The organism is Micromonospora sp. NPDC049801 (assembly GCF_040656575.1).
Taxonomy (GTDB): Bacteria; Actinomycetota; Actinomycetes; order Mycobacteriales; family Micromonosporaceae; genus Micromonospora.
In genome coordinates this window covers 191,624-214,646 of the sequence record NZ_JBFAMS010000014.1, presented here as the reverse complement: position 1 = coordinate 214,646, position 23,023 = coordinate 191,624, and the positions used below count along the sequence as shown (strand labels likewise).

General features: G+C 72.9%; 22 protein-coding genes and 3 tRNA genes. 17 read left to right on the top strand and 8 right to left on the bottom strand.

Annotated features, from left to right (window positions below; genetic code table 11):
• Nucleotides 1-174: 174 nt before the first annotated feature.
• Complete coding sequence (locus AB0I89_RS24890; protein WP_357131255.1) at nt 175-1,017, bottom strand: FAD:protein FMN transferase; 843 nt, start codon at nt 1,015-1,017, stop codon at nt 175-177.
• A gap of 224 nt (nt 1,018-1,241) precedes the next feature.
• On the opposite strand from AB0I89_RS24890, the gene AB0I89_RS24885 reads away from it, so the two are divergent.
• Both AB0I89_RS24885 and AB0I89_RS24880 read left to right on the top strand, forming a co-directional pair.
• On the top strand, nt 1,242-2,273 hold the full coding sequence (locus AB0I89_RS24885; protein ID WP_357131252.1) for a 3-isopropylmalate dehydrogenase: 1,032 nt from the start codon (nt 1,242-1,244) through the stop codon (nt 2,271-2,273).
• Nucleotides 2,274-2,436: 163 nt separating this feature from the next.
• Nucleotides 2,437-3,534, top strand: coding sequence for a branched-chain amino acid aminotransferase (locus AB0I89_RS24880; protein WP_357131249.1), 1,098 nt, complete (start codon nt 2,437-2,439; stop codon nt 3,532-3,534).
• 61 nt (nt 3,535-3,595) lie between these two features.
• On the opposite strand, the gene AB0I89_RS24875 is transcribed toward AB0I89_RS24880, so the two are convergent.
• The 3 genes from AB0I89_RS24875 to AB0I89_RS24865 form a co-directional block, all read right to left on the bottom strand.
• Entirely contained in the window at nt 3,596-4,342 is a 747-nt protein-coding gene (locus AB0I89_RS24875) for a tyrosine-protein phosphatase (protein WP_357131246.1), read from the bottom strand.
• A gap of 56 nt (nt 4,343-4,398) precedes the next feature.
• Nucleotides 4,399-4,857 (bottom strand): PRC-barrel domain containing protein, encoded by a 459-nt coding sequence (locus tag AB0I89_RS24870; protein ID WP_357131243.1) that lies wholly within the window; start codon nt 4,855-4,857, stop codon nt 4,399-4,401.
• Nucleotides 4,858-4,986: 129 nt separating this feature from the next.
• Complete coding sequence (locus AB0I89_RS24865; protein WP_357131240.1) at nt 4,987-5,517, bottom strand: carboxymuconolactone decarboxylase family protein; 531 nt, start codon at nt 5,515-5,517, stop codon at nt 4,987-4,989.
• A 246-nt stretch (nt 5,518-5,763) separates the two neighbouring features.
• Between AB0I89_RS24865 and cimA the strand changes: the two genes are divergently transcribed.
• A complete protein-coding gene (gene cimA, locus AB0I89_RS24860; RefSeq protein WP_357131238.1) occupies nt 5,764-7,347 on the top strand; it encodes a citramalate synthase in 1,584 nt (527 codons plus the stop codon).
• Nucleotides 7,348-7,509: 162 nt separating this feature from the next.
• Here the strand turns inward: cimA and AB0I89_RS24855 are convergent, their stop codons facing one another.
• Nucleotides 7,510-8,511 (bottom strand): endonuclease/exonuclease/phosphatase family protein, encoded by a 1,002-nt coding sequence (locus tag AB0I89_RS24855; RefSeq protein WP_357131235.1) that lies wholly within the window; start codon nt 8,509-8,511, stop codon nt 7,510-7,512.
• 295 nt (nt 8,512-8,806) lie between these two features.
• Between AB0I89_RS24855 and AB0I89_RS24850 the strand changes: the two genes are divergently transcribed.
• The 9 genes from AB0I89_RS24850 (at nt 8,807) to AB0I89_RS24810 (ending at nt 16,106) form a co-directional block, all read left to right on the top strand.
• A complete protein-coding gene (locus AB0I89_RS24850; RefSeq protein WP_357131232.1) occupies nt 8,807-9,316 on the top strand; it encodes a hypothetical protein in 510 nt (169 codons plus the stop codon).
• A gap of 232 nt (nt 9,317-9,548) precedes the next feature.
• Complete coding sequence (locus tag AB0I89_RS24845) at nt 9,549-10,598, top strand: MoxR family ATPase (RefSeq protein WP_357131229.1); 1,050 nt, start codon at nt 9,549-9,551, stop codon at nt 10,596-10,598.
• A complete protein-coding gene (locus tag AB0I89_RS24840) occupies nt 10,595-11,620 on the top strand; it encodes a DUF58 domain-containing protein (RefSeq protein ID WP_357131226.1) in 1,026 nt (341 codons plus the stop codon). The genes AB0I89_RS24845 and AB0I89_RS24840 overlap by 4 nt, the downstream gene beginning before the upstream one ends.
• On the top strand, nt 11,617-12,576 hold the full coding sequence (locus AB0I89_RS24835) for a VWA domain-containing protein (RefSeq protein WP_357131223.1): 960 nt from the start codon (nt 11,617-11,619) through the stop codon (nt 12,574-12,576). The genes AB0I89_RS24840 and AB0I89_RS24835 overlap by 4 nt, the downstream gene beginning before the upstream one ends.
• 34 nt (nt 12,577-12,610) lie before the next feature.
• Nucleotides 12,611-13,471, top strand: a complete 861-nt coding sequence (locus AB0I89_RS24830; RefSeq protein ID WP_357131220.1) for a trypsin-like peptidase domain-containing protein — start codon at nt 12,611-12,613, stop codon at nt 13,469-13,471.
• A gap of 99 nt (nt 13,472-13,570) precedes the next feature.
• Entirely contained in the window at nt 13,571-13,867 is a 297-nt protein-coding gene (locus AB0I89_RS24825) for a hypothetical protein (protein ID WP_357131218.1), read from the top strand.
• Between the two features lie 34 nt (nt 13,868-13,901).
• Complete coding sequence (gene arfB / locus AB0I89_RS24820) at nt 13,902-14,327, top strand: alternative ribosome rescue aminoacyl-tRNA hydrolase ArfB (RefSeq protein WP_357131213.1); 426 nt, start codon at nt 13,902-13,904, stop codon at nt 14,325-14,327.
• A gap of 112 nt (nt 14,328-14,439) precedes the next feature.
• Complete coding sequence (locus tag AB0I89_RS24815) at nt 14,440-15,438, top strand: aldo/keto reductase (RefSeq protein WP_357131210.1); 999 nt, start codon at nt 14,440-14,442, stop codon at nt 15,436-15,438.
• Nucleotides 15,439-15,512: 74 nt separating this feature from the next.
• Nucleotides 15,513-16,106, top strand: a complete 594-nt coding sequence (locus tag AB0I89_RS24810; protein WP_357131207.1) for a TetR family transcriptional regulator — start codon at nt 15,513-15,515, stop codon at nt 16,104-16,106.
• A gap of 8 nt (nt 16,107-16,114) precedes the next feature.
• On the opposite strand, the gene AB0I89_RS24805 is transcribed toward AB0I89_RS24810, so the two are convergent.
• Together AB0I89_RS24805 and AB0I89_RS24800 are read right to left on the bottom strand one after the other, a co-directional pair.
• Entirely contained in the window at nt 16,115-16,978 is an 864-nt protein-coding gene (locus AB0I89_RS24805) for a 3-methyladenine DNA glycosylase (protein WP_357131204.1), read from the bottom strand.
• Nucleotides 16,979-17,012: 34 nt separating this feature from the next.
• Nucleotides 17,013-18,401 carry a hypothetical protein gene (locus AB0I89_RS24800; protein WP_357131273.1) on the bottom strand — a complete coding sequence of 463 codons (1,389 nt, stop codon included), beginning with the start codon at nt 18,399-18,401 and terminating at the stop codon, nt 17,013-17,015.
• Between the two features lie 390 nt (nt 18,402-18,791).
• On the opposite strand from AB0I89_RS24800, the gene AB0I89_RS24795 reads away from it, so the two are divergent.
• The 4 genes from AB0I89_RS24795 to AB0I89_RS24780 all read left to right on the top strand — a co-directional run bounded on the left by AB0I89_RS24795 (nt 18,792) and on the right by AB0I89_RS24780 (nt 20,403).
• The gene (locus tag AB0I89_RS24795; protein WP_357131201.1) at nt 18,792-19,595 is read left to right on the top strand and encodes a fumarylacetoacetate hydrolase family protein; all 804 of its coding nucleotides are present in this window, start codon (nt 18,792-18,794) and stop codon (nt 19,593-19,595) included.
• A gap of 108 nt (nt 19,596-19,703) precedes the next feature.
• Nucleotides 19,704-19,775: transfer RNA gene (locus tag AB0I89_RS24790), tRNA-Gln, on the top strand.
• Nucleotides 19,776-19,910: 135 nt separating this feature from the next.
• A tRNA-Glu gene (locus AB0I89_RS24785) sits at nt 19,911-19,983 on the top strand.
• Nucleotides 19,984-20,330: 347 nt separating this feature from the next.
• Nucleotides 20,331-20,403: transfer RNA gene (locus AB0I89_RS24780), tRNA-Glu, on the top strand.
• 433 nt (nt 20,404-20,836) lie between these two features.
• Here AB0I89_RS24780 and AB0I89_RS24775 read toward each other — a convergent pair.
• Nucleotides 20,837-21,523, bottom strand: a complete 687-nt coding sequence (locus tag AB0I89_RS24775) for an IclR family transcriptional regulator (protein ID WP_091671614.1) — start codon at nt 21,521-21,523, stop codon at nt 20,837-20,839.
• A 49-nt stretch (nt 21,524-21,572) separates the two neighbouring features.
• On the opposite strand from AB0I89_RS24775, the gene leuC reads away from it, so the two are divergent.
• Nucleotides 21,573-23,018 carry a 3-isopropylmalate dehydratase large subunit gene (gene leuC, locus AB0I89_RS24770; RefSeq protein ID WP_357131196.1) on the top strand — a complete coding sequence of 482 codons (1,446 nt, stop codon included), beginning with the start codon at nt 21,573-21,575 and terminating at the stop codon, nt 23,016-23,018.
• Nucleotides 23,019-23,023: the final 5 nt, after the last annotated feature.

Sequence of the window (23,023 nt, the reverse complement as noted above, 5' to 3'; positions counted from 1 at the left end):
CTAGGGCCTGTTTCATAAGAACTGGCCGGCCTGCGGCGGGCCCGGACGACGACCGGCGGCGTTGCGGTTTCGTCCGGATACAACACCGGTATCCGGACGAAACCGCGCCTTGCCGGATCGCCGCCCGGACTCTGCCTCGGCTCGACCGCCCTTATGAAACAGGCCCTCGGGCCCTCAGCGCCGGTGGGCGAAGAGCGCCCGGTACTCGGAGCCACCCCGGAACCAGGCCAGGCCCGTGGGGCCGGCGGCGTAGAGCGCGGTGGCGTACGCGTCGGCGACCGTCAGGTCCGGGCCGACGACGGTCGCGGCGATGAGGTGGTTGGCCGGCTCGCCGGTGTGCGGGTCGACGACGTGTCCCCGCCGTCCGGACACCCCGGAGGTGCCGACTGCTCCCGAGGTCATCTCCAGCATCAGTGGCGCGCGGTCCGGCGCCGTCGGGTGGTGTACCGCGACCCGCCACGGTCCGCCGTGCGGCGCGCGGCCCCGGACCACGAGGTCGGCGCCGGCGAGTACGGCGTAGTCGTGCACGCCCGCCGCGCGCAGCCGGGCGGCGGCGCGGTCCACGGCCCAGCCGCCCAGTAGGCCGCCCGGGTCGAAGCCGCCGGGGACCGCCCAGGCGTCGAACCAGCCGTCGGTGGCGGCGCGCATCGCCGTGCAGCGGTCCACCAGGTCGGCCAGCGGGGCGTACGACGCGGGGCTGATCTCGCCCCGGCGCAGCCTGGAGACCAGGCTCTCCGGACGGTTCGGGCCGTAGGTCAGGTCGATCGCGCGCAGTTCGGCGACGCTGTCCCGCAACGCCTCGCCGACGCCCCGGCGGCCGAGCCCTTCGGGGGCGTTGAGCAGCAGGGTGTACTCCGCCGTGGCGGTGCGGACGGTGTGCTGCACGGCGATGCGGCCCTGGGTGGCGGCGGCCGGGTCGAACCGGCGACGGCGGCTGCCGAGGCGGAGGTCGGGCCGGCGGTGCCGGAACGCCGACAGGTCCGGCCAGCGGGTCCGCGGCTGCTCGTCGATGCGCATGGCGCCTGCCCCCTCGCAGTTGACGTCGCGTCGTCACGACCACCGTTCGCGGGCCCCCTGACCCGCTGTCCCTTACCGTAGGCAGCGCAGATGATCGCTACATGAATCCCAGCTGAGAGGGTGCTGTGCATCCTCCTGTCTCAGATGCTGGAAGCTTCGTACCGGGAGTCGGGACGGCGACGTACCGTTGCCGGACAGGGCAGTCGAGCGTGGGGAGAGCGGGCGTGACGCGGATCGCGGTGGTGGCCGGGGACGGCATCGGGCCCGAGGTGGTCGCGCAGGCCCGCAAGGTCCTCGACGCGGTGCTTCCCGGTGTGCAGGCCACCGAGTACGACCTCGGCGCCGCCCGCTGGCACCGTACCGGAGAGGTCCTGCCCGACTCGGTGCTGACCGAGCTGGCCGGGCACGACGCGATCCTGCTCGGCGCGGTGGGTGACCCCACGGTGCCGCCGGGTGTCCTGGAGCGCGGCCTGCTGCTCAAGCTCCGGTTCGCCTTCGACCAGTACGTCAACCTGCGCCCCTCGCGGCTCTGGCCCGGGGTCGCCGGGCCGCTGGGCAACGTGAAGCCGGGCGAGGTCGACCTGGTGGTGGTCCGCGAGGGCACCGAGGGGCTGTACGCCGGCGCGGGCGGGACGTTGCACCGCGACACGCCCGCCGAGGTCGCCACGGAGGAGAGCCTCAACACCCGGCACGGCGTGGAGCGGGTGATCCGTGACGCGTTCGCGCGGGCCGGTCGTCGGGAGCGGCGCAAGGTCACGCTGGTGCACAAGACCAACGTACTGACCCACGCCGGGTCGCTGTGGTCGCGCGCCTTCGCGGCGGTCGCGGCCGAACACCCGGACGTGGCGACGGAGTACCAGCACGTCGACGCGGCCGCGATGTTCCTGGTGACCCAGCCGCAGCGCTACGACGTGGTGGTCACCGACAACCTCTTCGGCGACATCCTCACCGACATCGCCGCCGCCGTCACCGGCGGAATCGGGCTGGCCGCCAGTGGCTGCATCAACCCTGAGGGCGCGTACCCCTCGATGTTCGAGCCGGTGCACGGCTCGGCGCCGGACATCGCCGGGCAGGGCGTCGCGGACCCGGTGGCCGCGGTGCTCTCCGTGGCGCTGCTGCTGGAGCAGCTCGGGCACACCGAGGCGGCGGCCCGGGTCGACGCGGCGGTCGCCGCCGAGTTGGCCGGCCGTACCCCGGGCGCGACGCTGCGCACCGCCGAGGTCGGCGACCGGCTCGCCGCCCACGCCGTAGCCTGACCGCCCCGGGCCGCATCGCGGCCGGGGCGGTCTTCGCCTGTCCGGGCAGTCCACCCGGTCCCGAGCGGCGCTACCTTCTGAACGGTCGTTCGGGGTAAGTTTCTGGCACAGCCATGTCGGTGTGCGATCCCGCATGCCGTTGTCCCGCAGGGAGGTCAGCGCGATGAGCGGTGGTGACAAGCTCGACTTCGAGATCCGTCCGAATCCCACGCCGGTATCCGCCGCCGACCGGGCTGCCCTGCTGGCCAACCCCGGATTCGGCCGCGTCTTCACCGACCACATGATCACGATCCGCTACGCGGAGGGCAAGGGCTGGTACGACGCCCGGGTGGAGGCGCGGGCGCCGATCCCGATGGACCCGGCCAGCGCGGTGCTGCACTACGCGCAGGAGATCTTCGAAGGGCTGAAGGCCTACCGGACGGCCGACGGTGGCGTGACGATGTTCCGGCCGGACGCCAACGCCGCCCGCTTCGTCGACTCGGCCAAGCGGATGGCGATGCCGGCGTTGCCGCCCGAGGTGTTCGTCGACTCACTGCACAAGCTCATCGAGATCGACCGGGAGTGGATCCCGACCGGCGAGGACGGCAGTCTCTACCTGCGGCCGTTCATGTTCGCCAGCGAGGTCTTCCTCGGCGTCCGTCCGGCCAACGAATACCTGTACATGGTGATCGCCTCGCCGGCCGGCGCGTACTTCACCGGTGGCGTCAAGCCGGTCACGATCTGGGTCTCCCCGGATTACACCCGGGCGGCGCCCGGCGGCACCGGCGCGGCCAAGTGTGGCGGCAACTACGCCACGTCGCTGGCGGCCCAGGCGGAGGCCATCGAGGCCGGCTGCGACCAGGTGGTCTTCCTCGACGCCGTGGAGCGCCGCTTCGTCGACGAGTTGGGCGGCATGAACGTCTTCTTCGTCTACGACGACGACACGGTGGTCACCCCGCCGCTGACCGGCACGATCCTGCCGGGCATCACCCGCGACGCGATCATCACGCTGGCCGGCAAGGCGGGGCACCAGGTGCAGGAGCGGCCGGTCTCGTTCGCCGACTGGCAGGCCGACGCGGCCAGCGGCCGGCTGCGCGAGGTCTTCGCCTGCGGCACCGCCGCGGTGATCACCCCGATCGGCGGGGTGCGCTTCCCCGACGGCGAGTTCCTGATCGGTGGCGGCGAGCCCGGCCGGGTCACCATGTCGCTGCGTCAGCAGTTGGTCGACATCCAGCGCGGCAAGGCCGCCGACCCGCACGGTTGGGTGCACCAGGTCTTCTGACGTCCGTCGGCCGACCGACCCGTCGAACGGGCCGGTCGGCCGCGGCGCTGGGACACGCGCCCTAACCCTCGTCGAGCAGGTGGTCGCGTAGGGCGGCGAGCTGCTTGTCGGTCACCCCGGCATGCCGCAGGTACGCCTCGATCGAGCCGTGCCCCTCACGCAGCTCGTCAAGGAACATCTGCATGGCCTCGGCGGGCGACGCCAGGAACGGCGCCGGCACCTCCGCGGCGTCCGGCATGGTGGCGGCCAGCCAGGCGCTGAACCGGGCCGACGCCTCGGTGCTCAGCGCGTAGTCGGCGGTGATGTCCGCGTCGTCGACGCCCAGCACGGCGAGGGTCAGGGCGCACACGATGCCGGTGCGGTCCTTGCCGGCCACACAGTGCACGACGACCGGGGCGTTCGCCGAGTCGGCGATCAGCCCGATCGCCTCGCCCAGGCCCGCGGTGCCGGTCTGGGCCAGGTCGGCGTAGCGGTCGGCGAGGTAGCGCGCCAGGTCGGTGCCCTTCTCGTGCGGCGTCAGCGCCCAGTCCTCGTGCTCCGGGTGGATGTGCCGGTACGTCAGCCCCTGGTAGGCCGGCACCCGACCGTCGCGCTCCACCTCGGTGGGGCGGCGCAGGTCGACGACGGTGCGGATGCCGATGGCGGCGAACGCGTCGCGGTCCTGCTCGTGGAGCCGGTGCAGGGAGTCGGAGCGGTAGAGGCGACCACGGCGCACGGTACGGCCGTCGTGGCCGAGGTAGCCGCCGACGTCGCGGAAGTTGAAGGTCGCGGGCAGCGTGATGTGACGTTCGTCGTCGATGGCGTCCACGTGCACACGGTAACGGCCGGCGGGCTCATGTCCCACCGGCCGTCGGGTCGGATCGGTCAGCGCGCGGTGCCCGGGGGAAGCGCGCCGTACGTCTCGTCGTAGTAACCGCCGAGCTGATCCCGGTACGCCGGGTCGCTGTGGCTGGCCTCGTCGTACTCGGGGGCGGCCTTGATCTGGTCGCGGGTGCGGTCGACGGAGACGGTGCGCTGGTCGTGGTCGACCAGGTTGACCGTGCCGGCGGGCAGCATCACCTTCTTGCCGAAGACCCACGGCCCGGTGTCCACGACCAGGTAGCTGCCGCCGACCTCGTGGCTGGCGCTGTCGATCTTGCCGACACCGCCGTCGCTGGCCTCGACCTTGTAGCCGACCAGGTCGGCGTCGGCCACGCCGGCGGTGTCGCGGTAGCGCCACGGGTCGAACGTGCCGGCCGGCGCCCCGCCGGCCACGGCGCCCTGGTCGCCGCCGCGCAGCGGGTCCGGCCCGGCGTGGGCGGCGTGTGGGTCGATCCTGTCCATGCCGTTCGCTCCTGACTGTCGCCGACGTCCCGGGCTGTCGTGCCCGCCCCTGAGGAGCTACCCGGCTGCGGGGGCCCGGAAACGGCGACCGGACCGGAGCGCCGGCCGGTCCGGGCCGCACGAGGGGCCTCAGGCCAGGGCGGCCTCGGCGTCCAGCGTGACCGCCGCCGCGTGGACGACGGCGGAGATCCGCAACGCCTCGTGCACCTGCTCCCGGGGGACGCCACGACGGCGCAGCGCCTTCTCCTGCGTCTGGAGGCAGATCTCGCAGCCGATGATCGCGGAGACGCCGAGGCACCACAGCTTGAAGTCGCTCTTGTCCACGCCGGGTCGGGCGACGAGCTGCATGCGGAGGCGGGCCGGCATCGAGGCGTACTCCTCGTCGCCGATGAGATGCGTGGCGCGGTAGTAGATGTTGGTCATCGCCATGACGGCCGCCGCGCCCTTGGCCGCCTCGACGCCGTCCGGCCCGAGGTGGTCGAGCGCCTCGGCGGCGATCTCGCGCAGTACCAGCGGGTTGCGCGCGGCCACCGCGCAGGCCAGCGCCGTGCCCCACGTCCGCGCCGGGGTCAGCGTCGCCGCGCCGATCGTCGAGTCGAGGTTGTGGGCGATGTCCGTGGCGTACGCGGGCAGGGCCGCCCGGATCGTGTCCAGTCCCACGGGTCAGTCCTCGGCGGGTGGGGTGTCGGTGTCGAGCGACACGGTGCGCACGGGGCCTCCTTGTGGGCGGGATGTCCCACCATATGGATTGTCTCTCCCAAGAGCGGGAGCGGGTGGCAGAGTGGCGATCGTGATCTGCACCGCCCTGATTATTGCGACCTAGCGCGCCGGCTCTCCCCTCCGCCGAGCGCGCAGACCTCCCGCATCCCGCGGGGGGTCTTTTTGTTGCTCCGAGAAAGGATCCTGATGACGTTCCAGGTCTTCGACACGACGTTGCGAGACGGCGCCCAGCGCGAGGGGCTCACCTACTCGGTGGTCGACAAGCTGGCGGTGGCCCGGCTGCTCGACGAGTTCGGCGTCGGGTTCATCGAGGGCGGTTGGCCGGGCGCGGTGCCCAAGGACACCGAGTTCTTCCGCCGCGCCCGCACCGAGCTGACCCTGCGTCACGCCGTGCTGGTGGCGTTCGGCGCCACCCGCAAGGTCGGTGTCGCGGTCGCCGACGACCCTCAGGTGCGCGGCCTGCTGGACGCGCAGACCCCGGCGGTCGCCCTGGTCGCCAAGGCCGACATCCGCCATGTCGAGCGCGCGTTGCGCACCACCGGCGCGGAGAACCTGGCGATGATCCACGACACCGTCACCCACCTGGTCGCCGAGGGACGCCGGGTCTTCGTCGACGGCGAGCACTTCTTCGACGGCTACCGCCACGACCCCGCGTACGGCGCCGCCGTGGCGCAGACCGCGCTCGCCGCGGGCGCCGAGCGGATGGTCCTCTGCGACACCAACGGCGGGATGCTGCCGTCCCAGGTGACCGCCGCGATCCACGACCTGACCGGCCGGCTCGGGGTCGACGCCGCGCTGTTCGGCATGCACGCCCAGAACGACACGGCCTGCGCGGTCGCCAACACGATCGCCGCCGTCGAGGCGGGGGTCCGGCACGTGCAGGGCACCGCCAACGGGTACGGCGAACGCCCCGGCAACGCCGACATCTTCGCCGTCGTCGCCAATCTCCAGCTCAAGCTGGGTATGCCCGTCCTACCGGAGGGATGCCTGGCCCAGATGGTGCGGGTCTCGCACGCCATCGCCGAGATCGCCAACATCGCCCCCGACACCCACCAGGCGTACGCCGGGGCCGCCGCCTTCGCCCACAAGGCGGGGCTGCACGCGAGCGCGATCAAGGTCGACCCGTTGCTCTACAACCACGTGGACCCGTCGGTGGTGGGCAACGACATGCGGATCCTGATAACCGAGATGGCCGGCCGGGCCAGTGTCGAGCTCAAGAGCCGCGAACTCGGCCTGGACCTGGCCGGCCGTCCGGAGGCGCTGACCCGGGTCACCAAGCGGGTCAAGGAGTTGGAGGCGGGCGGGTGGTCCTTCGAGGCCGCCGACGCCTCGTTCGAGCTGCTCGTCCGCTCCGAACTGCCCGAGGGCGGCCCGGCGCGGCCGTTCACCCTGGAGTCGTACCGGGTGCTGGTCGAGCACCGCGAGGACGGCGCGGTCGTCTCCGAGGCGACCGTGAAGATCCGGGTACGCGGCGAGCGGGTCATCGCCACGGCGGAGGGCAACGGCCCGGTCAACGCGCTGGACGAGGCGCTGCGGGTCGGGCTGGCGCGGCACTACCCGCAGTTGCGTGACTTCGAGCTGGCCGACTACAAGGTGCGCATCCTGGAGGGCAGCCACGGCACGGGCGCGGTGACGCGGGTGTTGCTGGAGACCGCCAACGGCACCGGCCGGGACTGGACGACGGTGGGCGTACACCCCAACGTCGTCGAGGCGAGCTGGCACGCCCTGGTAGACGCCCTCACCTACGGCCTGGCTCCCGCCCCGGTCTGACCGCAGACCACCGCGGCGCACATCGCCGTCGGTCCGGCGCGTCGGCGGTGCCGTACCTCGCCGGACGGGAAGCGGGGAGTCGGTTGAGGGTGATGCCGGTGAGTCATCTAGATGACTCACCGGCATCACCCGCACCGGGGTGCGTGCCCCCGCACCGGTGGGTTACCGGGTTGGGAGGGTGACGGTGGCCAGGACGGGGCGGTGGTCGCTGCCTGGCAGGGCCAGGACCTTCACTGTGTCGACGGCTATCCGGCGGTCGACCAGCACGTGGTCGATGGTGACCGGGGGGATGAGGTCGCCGTCGTACGGGCCCCACGTGCCGGTCAGCCCCTTGCCGGTCGCGTCGGCGGCGTCGACGTAACCGGTGCGCAGCAGCGCTCGCAGCGGCCCGTGGTCCAGGGTGGAGTTGAAGTCCCCGGCGAGGATCCGCAGCTCACCGTCGGGCGTGGCGGGTGGTTGGGCGGTCAGGTCGGTACGCCACGCGTCGACCTGGTCCAGCGCGGACGGCGCCGACGGGTGGGCCGACTCGACGCGGACCGGTGGCGCCCCGGGGACGGCCACGGTGCCGTACGCCTGGGTGAACCCCCAGCCGCCCTGGCCCCGGTTGTTACGGATGCCGACGTCGCTGATCGGCCAGCGCGAGTAGAGCCCCGAGCCGGGCGTCCCGACGTGCGCGTTGAGCTGCCGGTGGGGGAGCAGTCGGTCGAGCCCGAGCCGGTCCAGCGCGGCCTGCGCGTCGGGTGTGAACTCCTGCACGGTGAGCACGTCGACCCGGTGCCGCCGGACCAGCTCCACGAGCGCCGACGCGTCGGCGGCCCCGGCGAGCAGGTTCGCGGTGAGCAGCCGGATCGTCGGGCCGGTAGCCGTCGGCTGCGGCGCGGCCAGGGCCCGGGGCGCGACCACGCCGAGTAGCGCCACGGCGGCCAGGGCCGCGACCGCCGCCGGCCACCAGCGCCGCAGGGCGACGCTGAGCCCGAGCGCCAGAACGCTCACTCCGGCGACGTACGGGGTGAAGGCGAGCGCCTGCACCAGCGGTCCCCGGTCCAGCCCGGCCAGACGTACGGCGGCCCAGGTGGCCGTAGGCCCGACGACCACCCAGCAGAGGGCGGTGCGGATCAGATTTCGGCGGCGGGTCGGCGCGGGCGGGTCGTCGGTGACGATCATGGCGCTCAGCCTAACCGGGGTCGCGGCCGAGCAATTTCGTGAATGGTTCTCCGTTCACCTTTCACAATTATCTGACGGCTGGATGACAGGTCGATAATGCGAGATCAACTATTGACCTGCGGCTTTTGGCGGTGCTACGTTCCATCTGGTTGAAACGACGCAACTCTGAGTAGTAATCCCAGCTCAGGGCGGGTGAATCTCACCGAGTAATCAACCGTCCAATTCATTGTTGGCAGTCATCCGTCCCGCCCCGCGGGTCGGCCGAATTCGCACGGTCACACAAGGGGGACCTGTCATGAGTACATCCTTCCGACGTAAGGCGGCAGCGATCGGGTTCGCGGTCGCGGCACTCACCCTGGCGGGTGGGGGCATCGCCGTCGCCCAGCCGTCGGCGAAGGCGCCGCAGGCGGCCGTCCAGCCGGCGGCGAAGCGGGTAGGCGACCAGCCGCCGGTCACGGCCGAGTCGGCACGGTCGGCCAAGACCGCGCTGAAGGCCAACGGCGCCAGCACCCTGGCCACGGCCACCTACTACACCGTCGTCAACGCCAACGGCACCAAGGTCCGCGGCACCGGCACCCTCATCAAGTACGGCCCAGGCCAGTATGAGGTGCAGTTCGGCGTGAACGTCTCGACCGGTGCCTACCTGGCGACCATCTCGAGCGCCAACTCCTGCTGCGTCCCACCCGCCGGCGAGGTCTCGGTCGCCCCGCGCCTGAGCACCCCGAACGCGGTCTTCGTCCAGACGTACAACTCGTCCGGCGTGCCGGCCGACCTGGGCTTCACGCTGCTCACGCACACCTTCTGAGCGAGGTGACACGGCCCGGCCCCCGCGCACCCGCGCGGGGGCCGGATCGCGTGTCGGGCCCTCGGCCGGCGTGCCCTCCTGGTCGCCCCCCCGTGGGTGATTCGACCCCGCGCGGCCGGCTCGCGTGGCTCGTCACTCTTTCGCGCGGCCCGTGCCCGTTGCGGGTGCTCCCGGCCGGTCCGGCCCGCACAATCCCACGTTTGCCGGGGGTCCCGGCCGGGAAGCAAGCACCGTGACGGACATCTCGGACACCCTGGCCAGCATGCCCACCTCGGTCGATCCCGAGCCGACCGGCGCCGACCTGGAACAGACCCTCTTCGAGGTCAAACGCGTGATCGTCGGGCAGGATCGGCTCGTCGAGCGTCTGCTCACCGCACTGCTCGCCAACGGGCACTGCCTCCTGGAGGGCGTGCCCGGCGTCGCCAAGACCCTCGCCGCGCAGACCCTCGCCACCGTGGTCGGCGGCACCTTCTCCCGCATCCAGTTCACCCCGGACCTGGTCCCCTCCGACATCGTCGGCACGCGGATCTACCGGGCCTCGAAGGAGACCTTCGACATCGAGCTGGGTCCGATCATGGCCAACCTGGTGCTGGCCGACGAGATCAACCGGGCGCCCGCCAAGGTCCAGTCGGCGTTGCTGGAGGCGATGGCCGAACGGCAGGTCTCCATCGGCGGGCGCAGTTGGCCCGTACCGGTGCCGTTCCTGGTGCTGGCCACCCAGAACCCGATCGAGTCCGAGGGGGTCTACCAGCTCCCCGAGGCGCAGCGCGACCGGTTCCTCATGAAGGTGGTCGTCGACTACCCCGGCGACGCCGACGAACTGGCGATCCTCTACCGGATGAGCAGCGACCGGCCCACCGCGCGCCAGGTGCTCGACCCGCAACGGCTGCGACACCTCCAGGGGCTCGCCGAGCGGATCTTCGTCCACCACGCCCTGGCCGAGTACGTGGTCCGGCTGATCCTCGCCACCCGAGACCCGGGCCGGTTCGGCCTGGCGGAGATCGCGCCGCTGCTCGCGTACGGCGCCAGCCCCCGAGCCACGCTGGGCCTGGTCGCCGCCGCCCGAGCGCAGGCGCTGCTGCGCGGGCGGGAGTACGTGTTGCCCGAGGACGTCCGGGAGTTGGCGGTGGACGTCCTGTCCCACCGACTGGTGCTCTCCTTCGACGCCGTGGCCGACGGGGTCTCGGCGGAGAGCATCGTCCGGCGACTCGTGGAGGCGGTGCCCCCGCCCCGGGTCGCCACCGGGCACCCCCAGCAGACGCCCGACCTGGCGGCGGCATGAGACGCGCCGCCCGTGAGTCGGTGCGCACGGCACCCGATCCCGGCCTGGCCGAGCTGACCCCCGACCAGCGTCTGCGCCGACTCGAACTGACCGTCACCCGGCGACTCGACGGTCTGCTGCACGGTCAGTACCGTGGCCTGCTGCCCGGGCCGGGTAGCGAACCCGCCGGCAGCAGGGAGTACCGGCCGGGGGAGGACGAGGTCCGCCGGATGGACTGGGCGGTGACGGCCAGGACCGCTGTGCCGCACGTCCGCCAGGTCGACGCCGACCGGGAACTGACCACCTGGCTGCTCGTCGACTCCAGCGCCAGCATGGAGTTCGGCACCGCCGAGCTGGACAAACGGGAGCTGGCGGTGACCGCGGTGGCGGCCGTCGGGTTCCTGACCGCAGGCGTCGGCAACCGGTTGGGCGCCCAGGTGTTGAGCGCCGACGGGATGCGACGCTTCCCGGCCCGCTGCGGGCGTACCCATCTGCTCGGTCTGCTGCGGGCGTTGCTCGCGGCCCCGCGTGCCAGCGCGCCCACCCATGGGCCGGGGCAACGGTCGACCGCGCCGGCTCCGGAGCTGGCCGACGGGCTCGACGCGTTGCAACGGGTGGCCAACCAGCGTGGACTCGTGGTGGTGGTCTCCGACTTCCTCGACGGCCTTCCGGACGACCCCGCCGACCCGCCGCCCTGGGAGCGGACCCTGCGCCGGCTGTCCGCGCGCCACCAGGTGCTGGCGATCGAGGTGACCGACCCCCGTGAGCTGGAACTGCCCGACGTCGGCCTGATCACGCTCGTCGACCCGGAGACCGGCCGTCGCCGCGAGGTGTGCACATCGGACCGTCGCCTGCGGGAGCGCTACGCCGCGGCAGCCGCCGCCCAGCGGGATCAGGTCCGAGCGGCGTTGCGCCGCAGTGGTGCGACACACCTGGGGCTGCGTACCGACCGCGACGTCAGCGCGGACATCGTCCGCCACGTGCACGCCCAGCGACGGATGGCCGCCGCGCCGGCCGGGGCCGCCCGGGGAGGTGCCGCGTGAGCTGGGAGTCCCCGCTGCGGCTCTGGCTGCTGGTGGGCGTGCTCGCGCTTGTCGTCGCGTACCTGGTGGTGCAGCGCGGACGCGCCCGCTACGCCGTCCGCTTCACCAACCTGCGGCTGCTGGACCGGGTGGCGCCCGAACGGCCGGCCTGGCGTCGGCACGTACCCGCCGGGCTGTTCCTGGCCATGCTGGCGTTGCTGGTGGTCGGCTTCGCCCGGCCCACCGCCGAGGTCCGGGTACCCCGCGAGCGGGCCACCGTGATGGTGGCCGTCGACGTGTCCACCTCGATGCTCGCCACCGACGTCGAGCCGGACCGGCTGGCGGCGGCCAAGCAGGCGGCCCGACGGTTCGTCGAGGGCCTACCCGACGAGTTCAACGTGGGGCTCGTCGCGTTCGCCGGCAGCGCCGCCGTCCTGGTACCACCGGGCACCGACCGGGACGCCCTCGACGAGGGCATCGGCCGGCTGGCCGAGGGGGTGACCGGGGTCCAGGGCACCGCGATCGGCGAGGCCATCAACACCTCGCTCGGAGCGGTCAAGAGCCTGGACAGCGAGGCCGCGAAGGAACCACCGCCGGCCCGGATCATCCTGCTGTCCGACGGGGCCAACACCTCGGGAATGGACCCGATGGAGGCGGCGGCGGAGGCCGTCGCGGCGAAGGTGCCGGTGCACGCGATCTCCTTCGGCACCCCGTCGGGGTTCGTGGACCGGGGCGGACGGCCGATCCAGGTGCCGGTCGACGGGCAGACGCTCAGGGCCGTCGCCGACGAGACCGGCGGGATGTTCCACGAGGCCAGCACCGTCGACGAACTGCGCGCCGTCTACGACGACATCGGCAGCTCGGTCGGCTACCGCACCGAACGCCAGGACGTCTCGGCGCGGTTCATCGGCCTCGGACTGGTGTTCGCGATGGGGGCCGCCGCCGGATCGATGCGCTGGTTCTCCCGACTGCCCTGACCCGTAGCGCCGACGTCGACCGTGAGGAGTACGCATGGCAGTGCAGACCGGACTGGGCGAACCGCGCGGTCCCTGGTTCATCTCGCCGGACCTCGACCCGGACGGGCGAGGGTGGTGGGACGCTCCCGGCTCGGGCCGTGACCCCGGGGGGCGGCGATCCGGTCGGTTGCTCGCCGCGCTGGCGATCGTGGCGGTCTCGGCCGTGTCGGGCGCGCTCGCCGGGGGCGTGGTGGCCAGCCGGGACGGTGCCGGCGGGCCGGCCGCCGCGTCCGCCGCGCCGGTGCCGGCGGAGCTGGTCACCGCCGCCGAGCGGACGGTGCCCGGTGTGGTGTCGGTGCTCGCCGGCGGCGCGAACGGCGCGTCCGCGACGGGCTCGGGATTCGCCATCGACGACCAGCAGCACCTGGTCACCAACGACCACATCCTGGCCAAGGGCGGCGGCGGACCGGTGACGGTGGAGCTGCCCGACGGCCGCCGGTACGAAGCCGAGGTGGTCGGCCGGGAGGCCGGCAGCGACCTGGCGGTGCTGAAGGTGCCACCGTCGGCCGGACTCGCCCCGCTGCCGCTGGCGAAGCCGGGCGCGACCCGGGTCGGTGAGCCGGTGCTGGCGGTGGGCTCACCGCTGGGCCTGTCCGGGACGGTCACCGCCGGCATCGTCAGCGCGCTGGACCGTCAGGTGCGGTTGGGCAACAACCGGCACCGCGCGGTGCAGACCGACGCGTCCATCAACCCGGGCAACTCCGGCGGGCCGCTGGTCAACGCCCGGGGCGAGGTGGTCGGAGTGAACACCGCCATCGCCACCATCGACGGCAACGGCTCGATCGGAATCGGCTTCGCCATCCCCATCGAGCAGGTCCAGCAGACCGCCGACACGATCATCGGCAAGGGTGGCTGACCTGCCCGAACGGCCCTGCCGGCCGCCTCCAGTGTCGGATATCCGGCCCGAGGCCATCGGAGGATGGAAATATGACGCTCGGTCTGGATACTGGCTCAGGTGGAGCGTCCTCTTCTTACGGTCCTCCTGCTGGTGGGCCTGGTCATCGGATGGGCGGTGGGGTCGGCGTACGCCCGAGCACGGCGCGGGTGGACCGACTACCAGGCCGCGAAGAAAGCGGTGCCCGGCGCTCGCCGTGGCGCGTGGTCGCTGGTCCGCGGGATCGCCGTGAAGGCCGCGGTCGTGGGGTTGCTGCTGTTCGGCGCGGTGGCGTACGCCGCGGTCGGTTCGGACGACGAGACCGCCGGCCCGGCGCCCACCTCGTCCACGACGCAGGGTGAGCCTGCACACCGGTGACCCGGTGCGACTCCCGGCGGGTTAGCCTCGGGGCGTGGACGACGGACTGCGGGTGACCGACCGGTGGGTCGTCCCCGCCGGGGAGCTGCGGGAGCGCTTCTCCCGTTCGTCGGGCCCCGGTGGGCAGGGCGTGAACACCGCCGATTCCCGGGTCGAGCTGAGCTACGACCTGGCGAACTCGCCGGCCGTGCCCGAGTCGCTGCGGGCGCGGGCGTTGGCGCGCCTCGCCAACCGCCTCGTCGACGGCGTGCTGACGATCGCGGCCAGCGAGCACCGGGCGCAGCTCGCCAACCGGGAGGCGGCCCGCGAGCGAATGGCCGCGCTGCTGCGCGAGGCGGCCGCCCCGCCCCCGCCGCCGCGCCGGGCGACCAGGCCGTCGCGGGGCGCGAAGGAGCGCCGGTTGGCCGAGAAGAAGCGCCAGTCGCAGCGCAAGCGCGACCGCCGCGTGGACGGCGAGTAGCGGATCCCGACGTCATCTCGATGGGCCTCGTGCCGCCCTGGGTGACAGAATCTGGAATCTGTCAGTCGATCGGTGTACTGTCATTTGGGTACCCCACGTGAGAGGAAGACCGATGGACACCCGCACCCTCGGCAGCAACGGCCCCACCGTCTCCGCCCTCGGGCTCGGCCTGATGGGCATGTCCGACCTCTACGGCCCCGCCGACGAGGCGGAGAGCATCGCCACCATCCACGCCGCCCTGGACGCCGGCGTCACCCTGCTCGACACCGGCGACTTCTACGGCATGGGCCACAACGAGATGCTGCTGCGCGACGCCCTGCGCGGCCGCAACCGCCACAACGCCGTGATCAGCGTCAAGTTCGGCGCCCTGCGCGACGTCGACGGCAACTGGATCGGCCACGACCTCCGACCCGTCGCGATCAAGAACTTCCTGGCGTACACGCTGCGCCGACTCGGCACCGACCACGTCGACATCTACCGTCCGGCGCGGCTCCCGTCGGACGTGCCGGTCGAGGACGTGATGGGCACCCTGGCCGACCTGGTCACGGCCGGCCACATCCGGCACATCGGCCTGTCCGAGGTGAGCGCCGAAACGCTGCGACGGGCACACGCCGTGCACCCCGTCGCCGACCTTCAGATCGAATACTCGTTGATCTCCCGTGACCCCGAGGCCGCGATCCTGCCCACGGCCCGCGAGCTGGGCATCGGCATCACCGCGTACGGGGTGTTGTCCCGGGGCCTGATCAGCGGTCACTGGACGCCGCAGCGCCAGACGACCTCCCGCGACTTCCGCACCGACCTGCCCCGGTTCACCGGCGCGAACCTGGACCGCAACCTCGCCCTGGTGGACGCCCTGCGTGCCGTCGCCGAGGCGCGGGGCGTCACCGTGGCGCAGATCGCCATCGCCTGGGTGCTGTCCCGGGGCGAGACCATCGTGCCCCTGATCGGCGCGCGTCGCCGGGAGCGGCTGACCGAGGCGCTCGGCGCGGCCACGGTCACCCTGACCGAGATGGACCTGGCCGCGATCGAGGCCGCCGTGCCCTCCGACGCGGTGGCCGGCAGCCGTTACGGCGACGCGCAGATGGCGATGCTGGACAGCGAGCGGGCATGACCGCTCCGTCGTGGCGCGACAGCCGGGCCGGGGGTCGCGCCACGACCGGCGACGTCGTCAGGGAGGCTGGGACGATGAGCGACGCCACCGCCCTGACGGCCGACCGCATCCTCGACACCGCCGAGGAGGTGCTGCGCCGGTACGGCCCGGCGAAGGCCACCGTGCTCGACGTGGCCCGCGCGCTGGGCGTCAGCCACGGCAGCGTCTACCGGCACTTCGCCAGCAAGGCCGCGCTGCGCGAGGCGGTCGCCGAACGCTGGCTGGCCCGGGTGTCGACCCCCCTGATCGACGTCGCCAGCGCAACCGATCCGGCCTCTGAACGGCTGCGCCGGTGGCTGGCCGAACTGAGCGGCACCAAGCGGCGGATGGCCCGCGAGGACCCGGAGCTGTTCGACAACTTCCACCAGCTCGCCACGCTCTCCGAGGGAGCGGTCGCCAATCACCTGGAGGTCCTCGCCGGTCAGCTCAGTCTGATCGTCGCCGACGGGGTGGCTGCCGGCGAGTTCACCGTGCCCGACGCGGCGGTCGCCGGCCGTGCGCTGCTCCAGGCCACCGCACGCTTCCACCACCCGTCGCACCGGACGGAGTGGGACGAGCCGGGCCTCGACGACGACCTGAACGCGGTGGTCGCGCTGCTCCTCAACGGACTGCGGGCCCGCCCGCGCTGACAAGGCGGCTAGGGGACCGCCGCGAGCAGCCGGTCGCGGAGCACCGCCGCGCGGTCGGCGAACCCGCGCTGCGCCGTCGCGTACTCGGCCCGACCTTCCGGCGTCTCCACCCGCACCGGCGGATGACCGAGCGCCGCCAGGTCGTACGGGCTGGCCCGCATATCCAGCGTGCGGATCTCGCGGGCCAACTCGAAACAGTCCGCCACCAGCTCGGACGGGACCAGCGGCGACAGCTTGTACGCCCACTTGTAGAGGTCCATGTTGGCGTGCAGGCAGCCCGGCTGCTCGTTCGCGTGCTGCGTCTCGCGCGTCGGGTTGAGCACGTTCAACGGCCGGGCGGGCGGGGTGAAGAACCGGTACGCGTCGAAGTGGCTGCACCGCACGCCGCGCTCCTCGACGACCTCGGCGGTCCGCTCCGGAGCCAGCCGCAGCGGCCAGGCGTTGTGACGCAGCTCCTCGCGGGTCTGCCGGTACACCATCGCCCACTCGTGCATCCCGAAGCAGCCGAAGTGCGGCGTCCGGCCCGCCGTGGCCGCCAGCAACGAACGGATCCACGCGATCGAATCGCCGCGTCTGAGGCGTACCCCCTCGGTGTCGAGGGTGACCCCGGCGGACGTGGCACGGTAGTCCCGGCCGAACTCGGCCGGGTCGGCGTCGCGTAGCTCGACGCCCGCGCCGGGATGCCAGCGGCGGAGCTGGGCCGGCCGGTGCGAGTAGTAGGTGAAGAGGAAGTCCTCCACCGGATGCCGCTCGCCACGATGACGCCGCGCCAGGTGCGGCGTCAGCCAGGCGTCCGCCCGCTCCTCGTGGGCCCGGCGACGGGCCTGCCAGGTCGCCACGTCGAGCACGGCGGGGGCGAGGGCGGCGGTCACGGAACCCAGGGTACGACCGCCGCCCGCGCGCCGGTCAGGGCATCTGCACCCGGACGCCCGCCGAGAACACCCCGCTGCGCAGCTCCAGCTGCCGGGGCGGGTCCCGCCCGTCGACGGTGAAGACCAGCGGAAGCACCACCCGACTGCCGGCGGCCACCGGGTTGGCGAAGACGTCCCGCCCCAGGTTGGCCGCCCGGGTGGCCGACTCGTCCGTGCTCACCCAGCGGTTGCCGGGCAGGTAGGCGCGTTGCAACTGGCCGTGCCAGGGCTGCTGGGACCCGGTGAGGTTGCGCACACCCACGGTGGCCTGACAGCTCCGCGCGCCCGGCGGTGGCGCGCTGGCCCCCGGGGCGGTGGCCGCGCTACCCGCCGCGCCGCACGTCATCCGGTAGACGGTGAACTCGAACGCGGACTCCCGCAGCGGCACGCCCATCGGGCCGGAGACCCCGTTACCCCGCCACGCGCCACTGGTCGGCTGCTTCTGGGTGTCGATCGATGAGACCTGCCGGGTCGCCGTCCAACCGGCCGTGCCGATCACCCCGGCCAGGACCACCGCCGCGGCGCCGACCAGCAGCCAGACCGGCGGCGTACGCCGGCGTCGGCTCGGGCTGGGCGTCGCCGGGCGGGGGTAGATCGTTCCACGTCCACCGTCCGCCAGGGCGGCCGCGGTTATCCGTCGTCCGCGGCGGCCCCGCCGTCGACGCCACACCCACGCCACGGCGGCGCTGATCAGCAGCAGGATCCCCAACCCGGCCAGCAGCACCGGGTACCGCCGCCACGGCGGCGCCTCGGTGGCCTCCGCCGCCGGGGCTGCGGCGGCCGCCTGCCAGGTGGCGGTGGCGCAGTCGTACGGCCGGCTGCCGTCACTGGTGAACGCGCAGGCCGGCGCGGTCAGCGGCTGACCCGGCGCGGTCGCGGTGAGGGCCGTGCCCAGCGTCGTGCTGCTGTGGGCCGGCAACCGCAACCGCCACGTCACCTCGGCCGTCGACCCGCCGGAACGGCTGGACCGGCCGCCCGCGCTGATCGCGGTCGCCGACGATCCGGACGGCAGCTCCTGACGCACCGTGGTGTCGACCGGCGAGTTGCCCACGTTGCGGACGTGGATCCGGTAACGCGGCGCCGGACTGCTCTCGGGCGCTACCGCCACCGTGACCGGAGGCGGGGGCGCCGGAACGACGGCCCGCGTGGGCGTCGCCACCGCCGGTGGCGCCGAGGGCGGCGTGGGCTCCGCGCTGGTCGCCCGCGCGGCCACCGGCACCGGCGGCCCGATCGCCGTCGGACCGATCGCCGTCGGACCGGTCGTCGGCGTCGGCGCGGCCGGTCGTGGCGTGCCGGCCGCCGGTCGTGGCGCGGCCGGTCGTGGCGTGCCTGCCGCCGGTCGTGGCGCGGCCGGTTGTGGTGTGCCGGCCGCCGGTCGTGGCAGGGCTGGCGGTGGCGTGACGGCCGCCGGTCGTGGCAGGGCTGGCGGTGGCGTGACGGCCGCCGGTCGTGGCAGGGCTGGCGGTGGCGTGACGGCCGCCGGTCGTGGCGCGGCCGCCGCCTCCGGGGCCGCCGCGGGCAGGGCCGGCACGGCGGCGAGGATGCCGAGGCAGTGTACGAACACCGCGAGGGCTCTGTGGTGTCGTGTCGATGCAGGCATACGAACGAACCTCCGGAGCCGACGCTAGGGCCGCCCGGCCTCCGTGCGGGTACGAAGTGCGGAATCCCGCCTCGGCCGTCCCGACCTGCGCTAAAGTGCCGCGCCACTGACGGGTTGCGCACACCCGCCGGGCGTTGTGGCCGGTGGACGCGTCGGCGGGGCTAGATTGGCCGGGTGCGTATCGCTCGTTTCGCTCATGCCAAGGGAATGTCGTTCGGAGCCGTCGAGGGCGAGCCGGAGGCCGGGCCGCAGGGCCTGACCATCGCCGAGATCGAGGGTCACCCGTTCGGCCAACTCTCCTTCAGTGGGGCCCGCTGGGCCCTCTCCGACGTCCGGCTGCTCTCGCCGATCCTGCCCAGCAAGGTGGTCTGCGTGGGCCGCAACTACGCCGACCACGCCGCCGAACTCGGCAACGACGTGCCCAAGGAACCGTTGCTCTTCCTCAAGCCGTCCACCTCGGTGATCGGGCCGCGCGACGCGATCCGGCTGCCGATCTTCTCCAAGCAGGTCGAGCACGAGGCGGAGTTGGCCGTCGTGATCGGCGCTCCGGGCGCCCGCCGGGCCGACCGTGCCGCCGCCGAGCGCGCCATCTTCGGCTACACCTGCGCCAACGACGTGACCGCCCGGGACCTTCAGCGCTCCGACGGGCAGTGGACCCGGGCCAAGGGCTTCGACTCGTTCTGCCCGATCGGGCCGTGGATCACCACCGGGCTGGACGTCTCCGACCTGGAGATCCGGTGTGAGGTCGGTCGCAACCCCGACGAGATGGAGGTACGCCAGCTCGGCCGGACGAAGGACATGGTCTTCGACGTGCCCGGCCTGGTGTCGTACATCTCGCACGTGATGACGCTGCTGCCCGGCGACGTGGTGCTCACCGGCACCCCGGCGGGGGTTAGTCCGCTCGTCGAGGGGGATACGGTCTCCGTGCGGATCGAGGGCATCGGCGAGCTCAGCAACCCGGTGGTCCCCGTCGCCTGATCGGTCTGATGCCCCTGTTTCCGCAGCTCAAGGGTGTTTCGGGGGGATCGGATTTGGCCTGCCGGCACCGGGAGGGTAATGTTCACTCCCGGCGCCGCAAGGGGCCGATGGGGTATGGGGTAATTGGCAGCCCGACTGATTCTGGTTCAGTTAGTCTAGGTTCGAGTCCTGGTACCCCAGCGCAGCTGGGATTCGCGAGAATCCCGGACGCTGGATTCTGACGGAGATCGACTCCGTCCCTACGGGGGCGGAGAGTGGTCTCCGGTGGAGTGCAGCTCCTCCGCCCGACGAGGGTGGGGGAGCGAAAGTTGTTCTGGCCCCGTCGTCTAGCGGCCCAGGACGCCGCCCTCTCAAGGCGGTAGCGCCGGTTCGAATCCGGTCGGGGCTACATCGTGCACAGCCCGTCTCACTGCGGTGAGGCGGGCTGTTTCGTGTCCGCCGCCTGCCCGCCGGTCGCGGCCTGCCGGTCGCGGCCTGCCGGTCGCGGCCTGCGGGTCGCGGCCTGCGGGTCGTGGCCTGCGGGTCGTGGCCTGCGGGTCGTGGCCTGGCTTGATCGACTCGGCTTGCATGAAATCGTGGTGTCCTGAGCCGGCTGACAGCCCGACTTCACGAAACCCGAGTCGATCTGGGCCGCCGGACGTGCGGCCGTTGCCCGTACCCGGTTCTCGTCCTCGAGGGCGGTGCCGCTAGACTACAAGCCGTACCGCCCGCGAGGGCGGTGAACAGGAAAGTTCTGGCCCCGTCGTCTAGCGGCCCAGGACGCCGCCCTCTCAAGGCGGTAGCGCCGGTTCGAATCCGGTCGGGGCTACAACCAAAGGCTCATCTCGCTCCGCGAGGTGAGCCTTCTCCATGTCCCCCCGCCCCACCCGCATCCACCCCACCCACCCCACCCGGCCCACCCGGTCCGTCCCGTTGATCAAGAGGTTTGCGTCATCGGGATCGGCGTGTCGTGACGCAAACCTCTTGATCACCCGGGAGTGGGCGGGCGGGTCGGCGGGCGGGGTTGGCTGGACTCGGTCTGGGGGTCTCACACCCGCCCCCGGCTGCGCTCCGGCCCGGCTCCGTCCCGTCCCGTCCCGGCTCCGGCCCGGCCCGGCCCGGCCCGGCCCGTTGATCATGAAGTTATTGCCACGCGCGGCGGCGTGTCGGGACAACAACTTCATGATGAACGGGCGACGGGCGACGGGCGACGGGCGACGGGCGACGGGGGCGCGGGTGCGGGTGCGGGTGCGGGGGTTGGGTTAGAGGCCGGAGAGGCGTTGGCCGGCTCGCACCACGGCCATGGCGTGGCGTTCGCCGGGGCGGCGGCCGAGGCGTTCGATCGGGCCGGAGATGCTGATCGAGGCGATCACGCGGCCGGTGCGGTCGCGGATCGGTGCGGAGACGCTCGCCACACCGGCCTCCCGCTCGGCGACGCTCTGTGCCCAGCCGCGGCGGCGTACCTCGGCCAGGGTGCGGCCGGTGAACTTGCTGCGTGGCAGCAGCGGCATCACCGCCTCCGGCGGCTCCCAGGCGAGCAGGATCTGCGCCGCCGAACCGGCCGTCATGGGCAGCACCGAGCCCACCGGGACGGTGTCCCGCAGGCCGCTGGCGCGCTCCGCGGCGGCCACGCAGATGCGCTCATCGGCGCGGCGCAGGTAGAGCTGGGCGCTCTCACCGGTGGCGTCGCGCAGCGCGGCGAGCAGGGGCTCGGCGGCGGTCAGCAGGACGTCCGGTGCGGCGTTGGCCAGCTCGCCGAGCCGAGGCCCGGGGCGCCAACGGCCCTGGGTGTCCCGGACCAGCATCCGGTGGATCTCCAGGGCCTGCGCCAGCCGGTGTGCGGTGGCTCGGGGCAGCTTGGTGCGTTCAACGAGTTCGGCAAGGCTGGCGCCGTCGACACAGGCGGCCAGGATGACCACCGCCTTGTCGAGAACGCCGACACCGCTCATACTGTGTCCCACAAGCCGAAACTTACCTCCCAGAATTTAGGATGTCCAGATGGTGGGAGTCACTCCTGAGCCGAGGACCCTGGCCGAGAAGGTCTGGGACGCGCACGTCGTACGGTCCGCCGCTGGTGAGCCGGACCTGCTCTTCATCGACCTGCACCTGCTGCACGAGGTGACCAGCCCGCAGGCGTTCGACGGGCTCCGGCTCGCCGGGCGTCGGGTGCGTCGTACCGACCTGACCCTCGCGACCGAGGACCACAACACCCCGACCGGGTACGCCGATCCGGCGTTCCGCCTCCGCCGTGGTGACCTGCTCACCATCGCGGACCCGACGTCGCGTACGCAGATCGAGACGCTGCGCCGCAACTGCGCCGAGTTCGGGGTGCGCCTGCACCCGCTCGGCGACGACAACCAGGGCATCGTGCACGTCATCGGCCCGCAGCTCGGGCTCACCCAGCCGGGTCTGACGATCGTCTGCGGCGACTCGCACACCGCCACCCACGGCGCGTTCGGGGCGCTCGCCTTCGGCATCGGCACCAGCGAGGTGGAGCACGTGCTGGCCACCCAGACGCTGCCGCAGAGCCGGCCGAAGACGATGGCCGTGAACGTCACCGGCCAGCTCGCGCCGGGCGTCACCGCCAAGGACCTGGTGCTCGCGCTGATCACCCAGGTCGGCACCGGCGGTGGCCGTGGGCACATCGTGGAGTACCGCGGCGAGGCGATCCGCAACCTCTCCATGGAGGGGCGGATGACCATCGCCAACATGTCCATCGAGTGGGGCGCCAAGGCCGGCATGATCGCGCCGGACGAGACGACCTTCGCGTACCTCAAGGGTCGGCCGAACGCGCCCCAGGGCGCCGACTGGGACGCGGCGCTCGCCTGGTGGCGGACGCTGCCCACCGACGAGGGCGCGCGCTTCGACGCCGAGGTGACGCTGGACGCCAGCCGGATCACGCCGTTCGTCACCTGGGGCACCAACCCCGGCCAGGGCGCACCGTTGAGCGCGCCGGTGCCCGACCCGGAGGAGTTCACCACCGACGCGGAGCGCGCCGCCGCACGCCGGGCCCTGGAGTACATGGATCTGCGCCCCGGCACCCCGCTGCGGGAACTGCCCATCGACGTGGTCTTCGTGGGCTCCTGCACCAACGGCCGCCTGGAGGACCTGCGGGCCGCCGCCGACGTGCTGCGCGGGCACCGGGTCGCCGACGGGGTACGGATGCTCGTGGTGCCCGGCTCCGCCTCCGTACGCGAGGCTGCCGAGGCCGAGGGGCTGGACAAGGTCTTCGCCGACGCGGGCGCCGAATGGCGGTTCGCCGGCTGTTCCATGTGCCTGGGCATGAACCCGGACACGCTCAAGCCGGGCGAGCGCTCCGCCTCCACCTCCAACCGCAACTTCGAGGGCCGGCAGGGCCGGGGCGGACGTACCCATCTGGTGTCCCCGCCGGTCGCCGCCGCCACCGCCGTGGTCGGCCGGCTGGCCGCCCCCGCCGACCTGTAGAAGGG

Coding starts and splice junctions, on each gene's coding strand:
- AB0I89_RS24890 (WP_357131255.1), bottom strand. CDS start 1,017: ATGCGCATCGACGAGCAGCCGCGGACCCGCTGGCCGGACCTGTCGGCG.
- AB0I89_RS24880 (WP_357131249.1), top strand. CDS start 2,437: ATGAGCGGTGGTGACAAGCTCGACTTCGAGATCCGTCCGAATCCCACG.
- AB0I89_RS24870 (WP_357131243.1), bottom strand. CDS start 4,857: ATGGACAGGATCGACCCACACGCCGCCCACGCCGGGCCGGACCCGCTG.
- cimA (WP_357131238.1), top strand. CDS start 5,764: ATGACGTTCCAGGTCTTCGACACGACGTTGCGAGACGGCGCCCAGCGC.
- AB0I89_RS24855 (WP_357131235.1), bottom strand. CDS start 8,511: ATGATCGTCACCGACGACCCGCCCGCGCCGACCCGCCGCCGAAATCTG.
- AB0I89_RS24850 (WP_357131232.1), top strand. CDS start 8,807: ATGAGTACATCCTTCCGACGTAAGGCGGCAGCGATCGGGTTCGCGGTC.
- AB0I89_RS24840 (WP_357131226.1), top strand. CDS start 10,595: ATGAGACGCGCCGCCCGTGAGTCGGTGCGCACGGCACCCGATCCCGGC.
- AB0I89_RS24830 (WP_357131220.1), top strand. CDS start 12,611: ATGGCAGTGCAGACCGGACTGGGCGAACCGCGCGGTCCCTGGTTCATC.
- AB0I89_RS24815 (WP_357131210.1), top strand. CDS start 14,440: ATGGACACCCGCACCCTCGGCAGCAACGGCCCCACCGTCTCCGCCCTC.
- AB0I89_RS24810 (WP_357131207.1), top strand. CDS start 15,513: ATGAGCGACGCCACCGCCCTGACGGCCGACCGCATCCTCGACACCGCC.
- AB0I89_RS24775 (WP_091671614.1), bottom strand. CDS start 21,523: ATGAGCGGTGTCGGCGTTCTCGACAAGGCGGTGGTCATCCTGGCCGCC.
- leuC (WP_357131196.1), top strand. CDS start 21,573: ATGGTGGGAGTCACTCCTGAGCCGAGGACCCTGGCCGAGAAGGTCTGG.